Source organism: Streptomyces alfalfae (genome assembly GCF_004127445.1).
GTDB classification, from domain to species: domain Bacteria; phylum Actinomycetota; class Actinomycetes; order Streptomycetales; family Streptomycetaceae; genus Streptomyces; species Streptomyces alfalfae.
In genome coordinates this window covers 257,892-273,197 of record NZ_QEXM01000025.1, presented here as the reverse complement: position 1 = coordinate 273,197, position 15,306 = coordinate 257,892, and the positions used below count along the sequence as shown (strand labels likewise).

Genomic DNA, 15,306 nt, shown 5'->3' with positions numbered 1-15,306 from the left:
AGTACGCCCATACTCGGGGGGTGACCGCGAACGAGGGTGCCGCGTACGACGTCGTCGTGCTCGCCGGGGGCGGTGCCGCGCGACTCGGCGGCGCCGACAAGCCCGGCGTGCGCGTGGGCGGGCGCGCGCTGCTCGACCGGGTCCTCGCCGCCTGTTCCGGCGCCGGGACCACGGTCGTGGTGGCCGAACCGAGACCGACCGCGCGGCCCGTGGTGTGGGCCCGCGAGGACCCGCCGGGAGGCGGGCCGCTGGCCGCGCTGGACGCGGGGCTGCGGTGTACGGCGGCGGAGCACGTGGTGGTGCTCTCCGCCGACCTGCCGTTCCTCGGAGAGCGGACGGTGCGTCAACTGCTGGCTGCCCTGCGGCAGAGCGCCACGGACGGAGCCGTGCTCGTCGACGCCGAGGGGCGCGAGCAGCCGCTGGTGGCGGCGTATCGAAGCGGGGTGCTGCGCCGGGAGATCGCGGCGCTCGCGGACGAGGGCGCCGGCGACGGTGGGGCCGGGCGCGGTCCTGGCGGGACGAATCCTGGGCCTGGTGGGCCTGGTGGGCCTGGTGGGCCTGGTGGGCCTGGTGGGCCCGGCGGGGCGGGTCATGGGTCCCGTGGTGCCGTTGTGGCAGGTGGAGGCGAGGGGCGTGGCCTCTTCGGGCTGCCGCTTCGGTCGCTCACCGCGCGGCTGGACCTGGCCAGGGTCGCGGACCCCGTCGCGGGCTTCGACTGCGACACCTGGGACGACATCGCCGCCGCTCGGGCGCGCATCAGGGAGCATGGGCACGTGTTGGATGAATGGATTTCCGCAGTCAAGGACGAACTGGGCATCGATCTCGACGTCGATACCGGCACCCTCCTCGACCTCGCTCGCGACGCCGCGCACGGCGTGGCCCGGCCCGCGGCACCGCTGACCACCTTCCTCGTCGGCTACGCGGCGGCGCAGGCGGCCACGCGGGGCGGGCCCGCCGCCGGTCCCGAAGCCGTGGCCGAGGCGGCGCGCAAGGCCGCGGCGCTCGCGGCCCGCTGGGCGGACGAGGACCGGCAGGACGCGACGCCGGGCTCCGCCACGCCGCAGACTCCCCGAGACCCTCAGCCGCAGGCCCCGCAGACGCCCCAGGCCCCCCTGGCACAGCGGGACCCTCAATCGCCACGGAGCCCCCAAGCGTCGCAGGGCGCCGAGGCGCCACAGAGCACCCGAGCGCCGCGGGACCCTGAAGCACCACCGGCCCCCCAGCCTTCCCAGGCACCGCGGGCCACCCACCAAGCTCCCCGGAGCCCCCAGTCCCCCCGAACCCCTTCGGATCCCCGATGACCGGCCCGTCGGCATCCGATGCCGAGGTCGATGAAGCCCTCGCCCTGGTGAACGAGGGGCGGAAGGGACGCGGGAGCATTCCGCACGCCACGGCGGCGGCCGGAACGGCGGCCGGGTGGATGGCCGGGACGGCGGCGGGTCCCACGACCAGCCCCGCGACAGGGCCCACGGCAGGTCACGCGGCAGGGCCCCTGTCGGCCCCGCAGGGAGCCGGGCCCAACGCCCCCGGCGAGAAGAGGCACAGGGACAGCACCCCCTGGGACGTGGCCCGCGCGCGGGCCACGCGAGCCGCGCGGACGCCCGAGGGGGCGACTGCCTCCGTGCCGCTCGCCCAGGCGCTCGGGAAGGTCCTCGCGGCCCCGCTCACCGCCCTCACCGATCTGCCCTCCTTCGACACCTCCGCCATGGACGGCTGGGCCGTCGCGGGCCCGGGCCCCTGGGACGTACGGGCCGAAGGGGTGCTCGCCGGGGACGGTGAGCCCGCGCCGCTCGGGGACGGCGAGGCGGTGCGCATCGCGACGGGTGCCGGTATCCCGAGGGACGCCACCGCGGTCCTGCGCAGCGAGCACGGCCGCACGGACGACAAGGGCAGGCTGTACGCGCTGCGCGACCTGGTGCAGGGCCAGGACGTCCGCCCGCGCGGCCAGGAGTGCCGTACCGGCGACCATCTGCTGCCGGCCGGTTCCCTGGTCACGCCCGCCGTGCTCGGCCTGGCGGCGGCCGCCGGGTACGACACGCTCGCCACCGTCCGCAGGCCCCGCGTCGACGTACTCGTACTCGGAGACGAGTTGCTGACCGAGGGGCTGCCGCGCGAGGGACTCATCCGTGACGCGCTCGGACCGATGCTGCCGTCGTGGCTGCGTGCGCTCGGCGCCGAGGTCACGAAGGTGCGGCGGCTCGGCGATGACGCCAAGGCGTTGCGCGAGGCGATCAGGAAGTCCTCGGCCGACGTCATCGTCACGACGGGCGGCACCGCGTCGGGACCCGTCGACCACGTCCACCCCACGCTGAGCCGGATCGGTGCCGAGCTGCTCGTGGACGGTGTCGCGGTACGCCCCGGGCACCCCATGCTGCTCGCCCGGGTCAAGGAGGACCAGCACCTCGTCGGGCTGCCGGGCAATCCGCTCGCCGCGGTCTCCGGCCTGCTCACCCTGGCCGAACCCCTGTTGCGTACGCTCTCCGGGCGCGCGTCGGGACAGGGCGGGCCCCCGATGTACACCGCGCCGGTGTGTGAAGCCGTGCACGGGCACCCGTACGACACCCGGCTCGTGCCCGTCACGCTGCGGGGCGAGGTCGCCGTACCGCTGCGTTTCCACGGTCCCGCCATGCTGCGCGGCATCGCGGCGGCCGACGGGCTCGCGGTCGTCCCCTCCGGCGGGGCGCGGCAGGGGCAGGAGCTGGAGATCCTGGATCTGCCGTGGGCGGTGTCCGGGGATCTCGGCGGGGAGTGTTTCACGTGAAACTTCCCGGACACGACGCCATCGCCCGCGACCCCGCGGAGCACCACACAACGCATCGGATCAAGCTGCCGCAGCGGGTGGTCGAGCGACCGTTGCGGCAGGTCACGCGGCGTCTGGCGATGGCTTTGCTGGTGCTCGCCCTGACGACGTTCATCGTGTGGGTCGACCGCAGCGGGTACCACGACAACTCGGACAGCCGTGTCGACTTCCTCGACGCGACGTACTACGCGACGGTCACGCTCTCGACCACGGGATACGGCGACATCGTCCCGTACAGCGACAGCGCGCGGCTCACCAACATCCTGCTGATCACGCCACTGCGCGTGCTCTTCCTGATCATCTTGGTCGGCACCACCCTCGAAGTGCTGACGGAACGGACGCGTGAGGAATGGCGTCTGTCCCGCTGGAGGTCCAACTTGCGTGAACACACTGTCGTCGTCGGCTTCGGCACGAAGGGCCGGTCGGCGATCCAGACGGTCCGCGCGACCGGCCTGAAGCCGGAGCAGATCGTGGTGGTCGACCCCAGCGCGAAGGTCATCGACGCGGCCACGGCGGAGGGATTCGCCGGGGTCGTCGGCGACGCGACGCGCAGCGATGTGCTGCTCCGGGCCGAGGTGCAGCGGGCCCGGCAGATCATCATCGCGACGCAGCGCGATGACACGGCGGTGCTCGTCGCGCTGACCGCGCGGCAGTTGAACCGCGGGGCGAAGATCGTGGCGGCGGTGCGCGAGGAGGAGAACGCGCCGCTTCTCCGGCAGAGCGGGGCCGACGCCGTCATCACCAGTGCGAGTGCGGCCGGGCGACTGCTCGGGCTCTCCGTGCTCAGCCCCAGTGCGGGCATGGTCATGGAGGACCTGATCCAGCAGGGCACGGGGCTCGACCTCGTCGAGCGGCCGGTCATAAAGGCCGAGGTCGGCCGGGGGGTCCGGGAGACGGACGACCTCGTGGTGAGTGTGGTGCGAGGGCATCGCGTACTGGGGTACGACGATCCGGCCGTCGGGAAGCTGCAGTTGACCGATCGGCTGATCACGATCGTCCGGGCGACGCCCACAGCCGTGGTCGCGCCCGACGTGAAGCCCCTGCGGAGAGACTGAGGGACGTCCGGCTCCGGCGCGGCAGGGCTCGGCCGTGTCCGGGCGGCGGCCCGGGGCCGTCCCTCCAGAGGGTCGCCCGGAGCCCTGGCCCGGTGTGCGGTTCCGCGCACCCTCGCCGGCGGCTTCGGGGGCCGTTTCTCGACACCGTCCGGCCGGGGGCGCCGGAGTAGCCTCGGAGTCATGTATGCGATCACGATTCCGGAACCCGGTGGGCCCGAAGCGCTGGTGTGGGCGGAGGTGCCCGATCCCGTGCCCGGTGAGGGCGAGGTGCTGGTCGAGGTGGTGGCCGGCGCCGTGAACCGCGCCGACCTGCTGCAGAGGCAGGGTTTCTACAACCCGCCACCCGGCGCGTCCCCCTACCCCGGCCTCGAATGCTCCGGCCGGATCACCGCGCTCGGCCCCGGTGTCTCCGGCTGGGCGGTGGGCGACGAGGTGTGCGCGCTGCTCTCCGGCGGCGGCTACGCCGAGCGGGTCGCCGTGCCGGCGGGCCAGTTGCTGCCGGTGCCCGAGGGTGTCGATCTCGTGACGGCGGCCGCGCTGCCCGAGGTCACGTCGACCGTATGGTCCAACGTCTTCATGATTTCCCACCTGCGGCCCGGCGAGACGCTGCTCGCGCACGGCGGCTCCAGCGGCATCGGCACCATGGCGATCCAGCTCGCCAAGGCCGTCGGCGCGAAGGTCGCCGTCACGGCGGGCAGCAAGGAGAAGCTGGACTTCTGCGGGGAACTGGGCGCCGACGTCCTGATCAACTACCGCGAGCAGGACTTCGTCGGGGAGATCGAGCGGGCCACGGACGGGGCGGGCGCGGACGTCATCCTCGACAACATGGGCGCCAAGTACCTGGACCGCAACGTGCAGGCCCTCGCCGTCAACGGCCGCCTCGCCATCATCGGCATGCAGGGCGGCGCCAAGGGCGAGCTGGACATCGGCGCGCTGCTCGGCAAGCGCGCCGCCGTCACCGCCACGTCCCTGCGCGCCCGCCCCACCGCCGAGAAGGCGTCGATCATCTCGGCGGTGCGGGAACACGTCTGGCCGCTGATCGCCGAGGGGCACGTGCGGCCGATCGTCGACCGTACGGTGCCGATGCGCGACGCGGCGGCGGCGCACCGGATCCTGGAGGAGAGCAGCCATATCGGCAAGGTGCTGCTCCAGCACTAGGGCCCGACGCACGCCCACTCCCCCTCCCGCCCGGCCCCGTATGGACGCATCGAGATGCCGGGTTTGTCCCGGCATGTGACGTTTGGTCGAGATACAGGTGTTCGGTGCGGTTGTCGGCCATGCGATCTGCCGGCGGGAGGGGGTCGGCCCGATGTGCCACGTCAGGGGATCGTCCGCGACGGCAGCCGTGCTGCTCGCCGTCCTCGTCTCCGCCGCGCCGCCGCCTCCGGTCGCGCACGCGGTCGCGCCCACGCCGATCGGCCCGCTCACCTTCGACGACGAGACGGCCCGCGCGGGCAGCCGCGCCGGTGAGGGCCGCGAACGGCCGGGCGGCGTGAACCCGCGGCTCCCGGACCCACCGCCACCACCCCCCGAGCCGTCCCCGTACGTGCCGGCGCACGAGATGCCGCCGGCCGCCGCGGCGCACCGGGACGCCGTCCCCGGCGCGGAACGGGAGCCCGCGGGGCCCGTACTGCCCGGTCTCCGCGTCCTGCCGCTCGGCGGCGGCCTGCTGCTCATCGGCCTAGGCCTCGGCTTCCTCGGGCTGCGGCTGCGGCGCGGCTGAGGGTGGATCACCTCCGGTTGGGGGCACCACCGGTAAGTGAGGGACGGGTACGAGAGAATGGCGGCATGGAGATGCCGAGGAGCGAACGGTCGTCGGAGAGCCCCCAGGTCCTGGTCGTGGGCCAGGACGGGATGGCGCTCGGTGGCGGCGGAGACGACGAATCCCGCGAGGTTCCGGTGACAGAGATGGTCGAACAGCCGGCCAAGGTCATGCGCATCGGAAGCATGATCAAGCAGCTTCTCGAGGAGGTGCGGGCGGCTCCTCTCGACGAGGCGAGCAGGGTCCGCCTGAAGGAGATCCACGCCAGCTCGGTGAAGGAGCTGGAGGACGGCCTCGCCCCCGAGCTCGTCGAGGAGCTGGAGCGGCTCTCGCTGCCCTTCACCGACGACTCGACGCCGAGCGACGCGGAGCTGCGCATCGCGCAGGCCCAGCTGGTCGGCTGGCTGGAGGGCCTCTTCCACGGAATCCAGACGACGCTGTTCGCCCAGCAGATGGCCGCGCGGGCCCAGCTGGAGTCGATGCGGCGGGCGCTGCCGCCCGGCGTGGGCGGCGGCGATGACGACGACGAGGGCGGCCTCGCGGGCCGCACGGGCGGGCCCTACCTGTAGGCCGTGGGCACGTGGAGGGGCCCGGCACGCGTCGCGCGTGCCGGGCCCCTGTGACGTCGGACGCCCTAGGCCGGGTTGCCCGTGGAGACGTCGAACTGGATGTCCAGACCCTTGGGGTCGACCTCCGTGCCTTCCTTCGGGGTCTGCCGCATCACGGTGTCCTTGCCGTAGGCGTTCTCGTCGATTTCGCGCTTGTCGTAGCTCCACCCGGCGACCTGCAGGCAGGACAGGACCGACTTCCAGTCCTTGAAGGTGAAGTCAGGGACCTTGATCTTGTTCTCGTCGTTGTAGCCCACCTCGGGCTCGGTGCACTTTTCCTTCTCGATGGTGTTGTTGCGGTCGGGGCCCTTGTAGCCCGCCACCGGCTGCTTCGACTTGTCGTCGGAGGCTTCTTTTCCGTCGTCGCCGCCGTTCAGGGAGATCGCCGTGATCAGGCCGCCGATCGCCAGGAGGGCGACGACGATCGAGCCGATGACCACCGGCATGTTCTTCTTGCCCGAGCCGGACGGGCCGGACGCGCCGCCCGAGGGGGACGCGGCCGTCGCCGGCTGGGGGGAGAGGTTGTACGGCGGCGGGGTGTGCGCGCCGTGCTGAGGGGCGTACGCGTTGGCCTGCGCCGGGGTCTGGTAGCCGCTCTGCTGCGGGTAGCCGTAGCCCGGCGTGGGCGCCGGAGCGGGGGTGGAGGGGCCGTACGGGTTCGGCTGGTACGGCGTCTGGACCGAGCCGGGCTGCTGCGGGAGCGAGGAGTCGACCGGCGGGAAGACCGCGGAGCCGACGCCCGCGCCGCTCGCCGTCGGCGCGCCGGGCACGATGCTGGGAGCCGCCGCCTGGAAGGACTGGGCGACCCGCAGGCACTCGTCGCGCATGGCCTCGGCGGTCGGGAAGCGCTCGTTCGGGTTCTTCTTCAGCGCGCGGGCGACGACGGCGTCGACGGCCGGCGGCAGCGAACGGTTGATCGAGGAGGGAGCGACCGGCTCCTCCTGGACGTGCGCGTACGCTATGGCCAGCGGCGAGTCCGCCTCGAACGGCAGCCGCCCGGTGACCAGTTGGAAGAGCATGATGCCGACCGAGTAGAGGTCGGAGCGCGCGTCGACACCGCGGCCGAGCGCCTGCTCGGGCGAGAGGTACTGCGGGGTGCCGACGACCATGCCGGTCTGCGTCATCGACGTGACGCCGGACTGCATGGCGCGGGCGATGCCGAAGTCCATGACCTTGACGACATTGCGCTTGGTCATCATGACGTTGCCGGGCTTGATGTCGCGGTGGACCAGGCCCATCTCGTGGCTGATCTCCAGCGCGGCGAGCACGTCGGCGGTGATCTTCAGCGCCTGGTCGGTCGGCATCGCGCCCTGCCGGCGCACCGCCGCGTCGAGCACGGAGCCGAGCGGCTGGCCCTCGACGTACTCCATGACGATGTACGGCATCGTCGCGCCGTCCAGCTCGTCCTCGCCGGTGTCGAAGACCGACACGATGTTCGTGTGAGTGAGCTTCGCCACCGACTGGGCCTCGCGGCGGAAGCGCTCACGGAAGGACTGTTCGCGGCCGAGTTCGGTGTGAAGTGTCTTGATCGCGACTTGGCGATCGAGGACCGCGTCGTACGCCAGGTGCACCGAGGCCATGCCGCCCTCGCCGAGCAGATCGCGCAGTTGGTAGCGGCCACCGGCCAGCGAACGCCCCGCGTACCGCCCCTGTGCGCCGTCCTGGCTGCTCATCTCGTGCGTCCCCCATCGTCGCGGGCGCCCGGACGGCTCCGCGGCTGGTGATCGATTACCGCTATTCCAGGCCAAGTCTGCCCGAGGGGGATGCCACGTCAAGCTCGGTGCCCGTTCCGTGACCGTACGCGCAAGAAGCGTCTCGGAAGCGTTACAAGTTTGCGCATGCGCCCCCGGGAAGGCTTTGATGTCCGGTCCACCTCGAACCAGGGGGTGGTGAGAAGGCTGTAGCGTGGCCGACGGAGTACCCCGTATCGCGATGTACCCGGTACCTAGTACCACGACCAGAAACGACGGCGAGGACTGATGGCACAGACGCAGCGCGCTCAGGGCCCGTCCGACCCCGAGGCGACTGGCGGCGGTATGTCTGACGCGCCCGAGTTGTGGGGCAATGGCGGGCTCGTCGGCGACGGCCGGTACCGGCTGACGCACCGCCTCGGCCGGGGCGGCATGGCGGAGGTGTTCGCGGCCGAGGACGTACGTCTGGGACGTACGGTCGCGGTCAAACTGCTCCGCTCCGACCTCGCCGAGGACCCGGTCTCCAAGGCCCGGTTCACGCGTGAGGCGCAGTCCGTCGCCGGTCTCAACCACCACGCCGTGGTCGCCGTGTACGACTCCGGTGAAGACGTCGTCGGGCCGAGCGTCGTCCCGTACATCGTCATGGAGATCGTCGAGGGCCGGACGATCCGCGACCTGCTGATCAACGCGGAGGCGCCGGGCCCCGAGCAGGCCCTGATCATCGTGTCGGGCGTGCTCGAAGCGCTCGCCTACTCGCACCAGCACGGCATCGTGCACCGCGACATCAAGCCGGCGAACGTCATCATCACGCACACCGGCGCGGTGAAGGTGATGGACTTCGGCATCGCGCGCGCCCTGCACGGCGCGCAGTCGACGATGACGCAGACCGGCATGGTCATGGGCACGCCCCAGTACCTCTCGCCCGAGCAGGCGCTCGGCAAGGCCGTCGACCACCGGTCCGACCTGTACGCGACCGGCTGTCTGCTCTACGAACTGCTGGCCCTGCGGCCGCCGTTCACCGGTGAGACGCCGCTCTCGGTGGTCTACCAGCACGTCCAGGACCAGGCGGTCCCGCCCTCCGAGGTCTCGGACGCGGCGCCGCCGGAGCTGGACGGGCTCGTCATGCGCTCCCTGGCCAAGGACCCGGACGACCGGTTCCAGACGGCCGAGGAGATGCGCGGCCTCGTCCAGTACGCGCTCCAGATGCTGCACGAGCAGGGCAGCCACACGGGCACCTGGAACACCGGGCCCGTCGACATGCACGAGCGCGGCAGCACTCCGGCGATGGGTGTCGCCGGGGCGGGCGCCATGGCGCACCCCGACTCGGGAACCGCCCAGATCCCCGGCCCCATGCTGCGTCCGCCGGGCGGCGACGACGGCGGCTTCGACGGCTCGCACCACGGGGGCAGGGGCGGTGGCCGCGGCAAGGTCTGGATCGTCGTCGCCCTCGCGGTCATCGCGATCGCCGTGGGTGTCGCGTTCGCGCTGAGCGCGGCCGACGACAAGGGCGGGAAGGACACGCCGACCACTCCCACGACCAAGCAGTCGCAGGAGAAGAAGCCCAGCAAGAGCGCGGACGACGAGACGACGGACGAGGAGACGGAGCCGGAGGAGGGGTCCGGGGAGCAGACGGACTATCCGCCGCGGACGAATCAGCCGACGGGGCCGTCGCGGCCCACGGTGAATCCGACGCAGCCGACTCAGCCGACTCAGGAGCCGACCGCCACCGATCCGACCGATGATCCGACCACCGAGCCGACGGATGATCCGCCGGACACCTCCGACCCCACGGGCGGCGGGGGCGAGGACCCCGTCGGCGGTGGCGGGGGCGAGCCCCAGGAGTGACCCCTGGCCCGGCTTCGGTGCCTTTCGGCCTTCGGCCGTGACCCGGCGTCCGCGCTGACGTAGGGGCGGAGGCGGCACCCGGCGGTATGCCGCTGTGCCCACCCGTGCCGCCCCAGCGGCACGAATGCCCACAGCGGGGGCCTAGGCGCGGCACGCTGCCCACCACGGGGCAGGGCCCCGCGGAGGTGTCAGCGGAGGTGTTGGAGGGGACGGGTCCGGGTGGGGCCGAATCTGTGGATCTTGGTCACCTGCGGCTCTATCCGCAGGTACACCGGGTCGAAGAGGTCGCCGTCGGCGCAGCCGGGCGGAGGGCCGAAGAGCTCCAGGGCGGCGTCGGCCGGCTCGACCGCCGTGCACAGGCCGATGAGCTGGACGGTCCACCGGCCGTCGCGCGCGGGGGCGGCGTTCAGGTTGTCGGCGCCGTACGCGACGACGCTGCCGGCGCACGCCTGGTGATAGCCGTGTCCGCGGTGCATCCGAAGGAGCAGCCTGCCGTCGGCGACGACGTGCCGGGCCGCCGCCATGAAGGGCAGCGCGCGCATGCTGGTCGCCACCCGGCCGTAGTCGGTGCGGCCGAGCAGGTCGAGGGCGAGCTGTTCGTCGGTGGGCATGGCACCACCTTCACGCACGCGAAGGCGGCCTCAAAAGGGGCTCCGGCCCTCTGACGAAGGGACGTAGGTCCCGTCAGCGCCGCTCCGCCTGCAGGCGGGCCACGTACGCCGCCGCCTGGGAGCGCCGCTCCATGCCCAGCTTCGACAGCAGGCTGGAGACGTAGTTCTTGATGGTCTTCTCGGCGAGGTGCAGCCGCTCGCCGATGACGCGGTTGGTCAGGCCCTCGCCGATCAGGTCGAGGATCTTCCGCTCCTGGTCGGTGAGGCTCGCGAGGCGGTCGTCGCCCTTCGTGCGGTTGCCGTCGCGCAGCCGCTCCAGGACGCGGGCGGTGGCGACGGGGTCCAGGAGGGACTTCCCCGCGGCGACGTCGCGTACGGCGGTCAGGAGTTCGTTGCCGCGGATCGCCTTGAGGACATAGCCGGACGCACCGGCCATGATCGCGTCGAAGAGGGCCTCGTCGTCGGCGAACGACGTGAGCATGAGGCACTTGATGTCCTCGTCCCGCGAGCGGATCTCGCGGCACACCTCGACACCGCTGCCGTCCGGCAGGCGCACATCGAGAACGGCCACGTCAGGGCGGGTCGCGGGGATCCTGACCAGGGCGTCCGCCGCGGTGCCCGCCTCGCCGACGACCTCGATGTCGGCTTCCACGGAGAGCAGCTCATGGACTCCACGGCGCACCACTTCATGGTCGTCGAGGAGAAAAACCGTAATTTTTCCGTCTTCGCGCACGGGCCCAGTCTCACACACGATCTCTTTCGGTGCCCGGGCCCAACCCTTCCCGTTCCCGGGGTGGGCGGGATAACGTGCCGGTGTTCCGGCCCCCTGCCAGGCTGTGATCAGTGCTGTGACCAGGCAGTGTTCCCCATTCTCTGCGTTTACTCGGAAATCCAAGCAGTCGGCCGGTGGTCATTTACTTGGAAATCCAAGCAAATTCGCAGGTCAGATGGGGTTTCACAGAATTGGTGAGCACTGGGTAACGTGCATTGTGCAGGGCGCTCGCCGGGGCACCTGTCACGCCTGTTCCCGGCCGAGTCGCACCCACCCCGTGCGCGGGCACGGAGCAGGCGAGCCCCACTGGCCTACCCGGTAACCCCCGGGGGCCGGACCGACGGAGGAGCACACGTGACCGTGGAGAGCACCGCCGCGCGCAAACCGCGCCGCAGCAGCACAGGCGGCAGCAAGCGCGCCGGCGCGAAGAAGGCCGCGCCGCAGAAGAGCACGGAACCCGAGCTCGTACAGCTGCTGACCCCCGAGGGCAAGCGGGTCAAGAGCGCGAAGACGGCCGAGTACGAGGCCTACGTCGCCGACATCACCGCCGAGGAGCTGCGCGGCCTGTACCGCGACATGGTCCTCACCCGCCGCTTCGACGCCGAGGCCACCGCCCTGCAGCGCCAGGGCGAGCTGGGCCTGTGGGCGTCGCTGCTCGGCCAGGAGGCCGCCCAGATCGGCTCGGGCCGGGCCACCCGCGACGACGACTACGTGTTCCCCACGTACCGCGAGCACGGCGTCGCCTGGTGCCGCGGGGTCGACCCGACGAACCTGCTCGGCATGTTCCGCGGCGTGAACAACGGCGGCTGGGACCCGAACTCCAACAACTTCCACCTGTACACGATCGTCATCGGCTCGCAGACGCTGCACGCCACGGGCTACGCCATGGGCGTCGCCAAGGACGGCGCCGACTCGGCCGTGATCGCGTACTTCGGCGACGGCGCCTCCAGCCAGGGTGACGTCGCCGAATCGTTCACCTTCTCCGCGGTCTACAACGCGCCGGTCGTGTTCTTCTGCCAGAACAACCAGTGGGCGATCTCCGAGCCCACCGAGAAGCAGACCCGCGTGCCGCTCTACCAGCGCGCGCAGGGCTACGGCTTCCCCGGCGTGCGGGTCGACGGCAACGACGTCCTCGCCGTCCTCGCGGTGACGAAGTGGGCCCTTGAGCGGGCCCGCGACGGCGAGGGCCCGGCGCTGATCGAGGCGTTCACGTACCGCATGGGCGCGCACACGACCTCCGACGACCCGAGCAAGTACCGCAGCGACGACGAGCGGGTCGCCTGGGAGGCCAAGGACCCGATCCTGCGGCTGCGGGCGTACCTGGAGTCCGAAGGTCACGCGAACGAGTCGTTCTTCTCGGAACTCGACGACGAGAGCGAAGCGTTGGGCAAGCGAGTGCGAGAGGTGGTGCGGGCGATGCCGGACCCTGACCTGATGGCGATCTTCGAGAACGCGTACGCCGACGGGCACGCCCTCGTCGACGAGGAGCGCGCCCAGTTCGCCGCCTACCAGGCGTCGTTCGCGGACGCCCCCGCGGCCGGGGAGGTCAAGTAACCATGGCTGTCCAGAAACTGCCCATCGCCCGCGCGATCAACGAATCGCTCCGCACGGCGCTGGAGAACGACCCCAAGGTCCTCATCATGGGCGAGGACGTCGGCAAGCTCGGCGGCGTCTTCCGCGTGACGGACGGGCTGCAGAAGGACTTCGGCGAGGACCGGGTCATCGACACCCCGCTCGCCGAGTCCGGCATCGTCGGCACCGCCATCGGCCTGGCCCTGCGGGGGTACCGCCCGGTGGTGGAGATCCAGTTCGACGGCTTCGTCTTCCCGGCGTACGACCAGATCGTCACCCAGCTCGCGAAGATGCACGCCCGCGCGCTCGGCAAGATCAAGATGCCGGTCGTCGTCCGCATTCCCTACGGCGGCGGCATCGGCGCCGTCGAGCACCACAGCGAGTCGCCCGAGGCGCTGTTCGCGCACGTCGCGGGCCTGAAGGTGGTCTCCCCCTCGAACTCCGCGGACGCCTACTGGATGATGCAGCAGGCCATCCAGAGCGACGACCCGGTGATCTTCTTCGAGCCGAAGAGGCGGTACTGGGACAAGGGCGAGGTCGACAAGGAAGCGTTCCCCGAGCTCTCGGCTTCGCTCGAGCAGGGGAGATCCCGATCGGCCCTCTTGCACAAGGCCGCCGTCGCCCGCGAGGGCAGCGATCTCACGCTCGTGGCGTACGGCCCGATGGTGAAGGTGTGCCTGGAGGCGGCAGCGGCGGCCGAGGAGGAGGGCAAGTCCCTGGAGGTCCTCGACCTGCGCTCCATGTCGCCGATCGACTTCGACGCCGTGCAGGCCTCGGTGGAGAAGACGGGCCGGCTCGTCGTCGTCCACGAGGCGCCGGTCTTCCTCGGCACGGGCGCGGAGATCGCGGCGCGGATCACGGAGCGGTGTTTCTACCACTTGGAGGCCCCGGTGCTCCGGGTCGGCGGCTATCACGCCCCGTACCCGCCGGCGCGCCTCGAAGAGGAGTACCTGCCGGGTCTCGACCGGGTGCTCGACGCCGTCGACCGCTCGCTGGCGTACTGAGGGAGAGGGTCGTGACGACGATGACAGACACCGCTCTTGCAGAGTTCAAGATGCCGGACGTGGGCGAGGGGCTCACCGAGGCGGAGATCCTCAAGTGGTACGTGGCACCCGGTGACACCGTCACCGACGGCCAGGTCGTGTGCGAGGTCGAGACGGCGAAGGCGGCCGTCGAGCTGCCCATCCCGTTCAACGGCGTGGTGCGTGAGCTGCGCTTCCCCGAGGGCACGACGGTCGACGTCGGCCAGGTGATCATCGCGGTGGACGTGTCGGGCGGGGTGACCGCTCCGGCCCCCGCCGCGGCGCCCGCCCCGGAGACCGCCGCCCCGGCCGAGGCGAGCGCCCCCGCCCAGGCCACCGCGCCCGCGGAGGAGGCCGCCCCCGAGGGACGGCAGCCCGTCCTCGTGGGGTACGGGGTGGCCGCGTCCTCGACCAAGCGGCGCGCCCGCAAGACCGACGCGACCGGGGTGAACGGCACGGCCGAGGCCGCGCCCGCCGCCCCCGCGGCGGAGCCCGCCCCCGCGCCGTCACCGGCGGCTCGGCCCGACCTGAACGGCCACGCCCCGCGTCCGCTCGCCAAGCCCCCGGTGCGCAAGCTCGCCAAGGACCTCGGCGTCGACCTCGCGACGGTCACGCCGTCCGGTCCCGACGGGATCATCACCCGGGAGGACGTCCACGCGGCGGTCGCCCCGGCGCGGCCCGAGGCCCCGGCCCCGCAGGCCGCACCCGCCGCCCCTGCCGCACCCGCGCAGGCCGCCCCGGCCCGGGAACCGGCCCCGGCGACGGGCACGGCGGTGGCCACGGACGCCCGGGAGACCCGTATCCCGGTCAAGGGCGTGCGCAAGGCCACCGCGCAGGCGATGGTCGACTCGGCGTTCAGCGCCCCGCACGTCACGGAGTTCGTGACGGTCGACGTGACGCGGACGATGAAGCTGATCGAGGAGATCAAGCGGGACCCCGCCGAGCACGGGTTCGAGGGCCTGCGGGTCAATCCGCTGCTGCTGATCTCCAAGGCCCTGCTGGTCGCGATCAAGCGGAACCCGGCGGTGAACGCCACATGGGACGAGGCCAACCAGGAGATCGTCCAGAAGCACTACGTGAACCTGGGCATCGCCGCGGCCACCCCGCGCGGTCTGATCGTGCCGAACATCAAGGACGCGCACGCCAAGACCCTGCCGGAGCTCGCCGAGTCCCTGGGTGAGCTGGTCACCACGGCCCGCGCGGGCAAGACCTCGCCCGGCGCCATGCAGGGCGGCACGGTCACGATCACGAACGTCGGCGTCTTCGGCGTCGACACGGGCACCCCGATCCTGAACCCGGGCGAGTCCGCGATCCTCGCGGTCGGCTCGATCAAGCTCCAGCCGTGGGTGCACAAGGGCAAGGTCAAGCCGCGCCAGGTGACCACCCTGGCGCTCTCCTTCGACCACCGCCTGGTGGACGGGGAGCTCGGTTCCAAGGTGCTCGCCGACGTGGCGGCCATCCTGGAGCAGCCGAAGCGGCTCATGACCTGGTCGTAGGCGCGAGAGAAGCAGAGGGCCCCGCCGCGTCGTCCGCGGCGGGGCCCTCTGCGCTGTGGGCGCTCTACGCGA

Annotated in this window: 13 protein-coding genes; 10 read left to right on the top strand and 3 right to left on the bottom strand. The window is 72.0% G+C overall.

Annotation, left to right across the window (positions count from 1 at the left end):
• The first annotated feature begins 20 nt into the window (after positions 1-20).
• The 6 genes from DCW30_RS10740 (at position 21) to DCW30_RS10715 (ending at position 6,186) form a co-directional block, all read left to right on the top strand.
• Positions 21-1,301 carry an NTP transferase domain-containing protein gene (locus DCW30_RS10740; protein WP_237283404.1) on the top strand — a complete coding sequence of 427 codons (1,281 nt, stop codon included), beginning with the start codon at positions 21-23 and terminating at the stop codon, positions 1,299-1,301.
• Entirely contained in the window at positions 1,298-2,761 is a 1,464-nt protein-coding gene (locus tag DCW30_RS10735; RefSeq protein ID WP_076685300.1) for a molybdopterin molybdotransferase MoeA, read from the top strand. The genes DCW30_RS10740 and DCW30_RS10735 overlap by 4 nt, the downstream gene beginning before the upstream one ends.
• Positions 2,749-3,855 carry a potassium channel family protein gene (locus DCW30_RS10730; protein ID WP_205576672.1) on the top strand — a complete coding sequence of 369 codons (1,107 nt, stop codon included), beginning with the start codon at positions 2,749-2,751 and terminating at the stop codon, positions 3,853-3,855. Before DCW30_RS10735 ends, DCW30_RS10730 begins: the two co-directional genes overlap by 13 nt.
• Positions 3,856-4,035: 180 nt before the next feature.
• A complete protein-coding gene (locus DCW30_RS10725; RefSeq protein WP_076685298.1) occupies positions 4,036-5,013 on the top strand; it encodes an NAD(P)H-quinone oxidoreductase in 978 nt (325 codons plus the stop codon).
• Positions 5,014-5,164: 151 nt separating this feature from the next.
• Entirely contained in the window at positions 5,165-5,578 is a 414-nt protein-coding gene (locus DCW30_RS10720; RefSeq protein WP_076685297.1) for a hypothetical protein, read from the top strand.
• Between the two features lie 65 nt (positions 5,579-5,643).
• Positions 5,644-6,186: a bacterial proteasome activator family protein gene (locus DCW30_RS10715; protein WP_076685296.1), complete on the top strand. Its 543-nt coding sequence runs from the start codon at positions 5,644-5,646 to the stop codon at positions 6,184-6,186.
• Positions 6,187-6,251: 65 nt separating this feature from the next.
• On the opposite strand, the gene DCW30_RS10710 is transcribed toward DCW30_RS10715, so the two are convergent.
• Complete coding sequence (locus tag DCW30_RS10710; protein WP_076685295.1) at positions 6,252-7,898, bottom strand: protein kinase domain-containing protein; 1,647 nt, start codon at positions 7,896-7,898, stop codon at positions 6,252-6,254.
• Positions 7,899-8,204: 306 nt separating this feature from the next.
• Between DCW30_RS10710 and DCW30_RS10705 the strand changes: the two genes are divergently transcribed.
• Positions 8,205-9,761 carry a protein kinase domain-containing protein gene (locus DCW30_RS10705; RefSeq protein ID WP_129299890.1) on the top strand — a complete coding sequence of 519 codons (1,557 nt, stop codon included), beginning with the start codon at positions 8,205-8,207 and terminating at the stop codon, positions 9,759-9,761.
• 188 nt (positions 9,762-9,949) lie between these two features.
• On the opposite strand, the gene DCW30_RS10700 is transcribed toward DCW30_RS10705, so the two are convergent.
• Both DCW30_RS10700 and DCW30_RS10695 read right to left on the bottom strand, forming a co-directional pair.
• The gene (locus tag DCW30_RS10700; RefSeq protein ID WP_076685293.1) at positions 9,950-10,372 is read right to left on the bottom strand and encodes a pyridoxamine 5'-phosphate oxidase family protein; all 423 of its coding nucleotides are present in this window, start codon (positions 10,370-10,372) and stop codon (positions 9,950-9,952) included.
• Between the two features lie 73 nt (positions 10,373-10,445).
• Positions 10,446-11,105, bottom strand: coding sequence for a response regulator (locus DCW30_RS10695; protein WP_062774461.1), 660 nt, complete (start codon positions 11,103-11,105; stop codon positions 10,446-10,448).
• Between the two features lie 393 nt (positions 11,106-11,498).
• Here DCW30_RS10695 and pdhA point away from each other — a divergent pair, with 393 nt between their 5' ends.
• Genes pdhA through DCW30_RS10680 form a run of 3 tightly spaced genes read left to right on the top strand, consistent with a single transcriptional unit; the run spans position 11,499 to position 15,234 of the window.
• Entirely contained in the window at positions 11,499-12,698 is a 1,200-nt protein-coding gene (pdhA, locus tag DCW30_RS10690; protein ID WP_062774463.1) for a pyruvate dehydrogenase (acetyl-transferring) E1 component subunit alpha, read from the top strand.
• Between the two features lie 2 nt (positions 12,699-12,700).
• Positions 12,701-13,720 (top strand): alpha-ketoacid dehydrogenase subunit beta, encoded by a 1,020-nt coding sequence (locus DCW30_RS10685; RefSeq protein WP_076685292.1) that lies wholly within the window; start codon positions 12,701-12,703, stop codon positions 13,718-13,720.
• Positions 13,721-13,731: 11 nt separating this feature from the next.
• Positions 13,732-15,234, top strand: a complete 1,503-nt coding sequence (locus DCW30_RS10680) for a dihydrolipoamide acetyltransferase family protein (protein WP_076685291.1) — start codon at positions 13,732-13,734, stop codon at positions 15,232-15,234.
• Positions 15,235-15,306 lie beyond the last annotated feature (72 nt).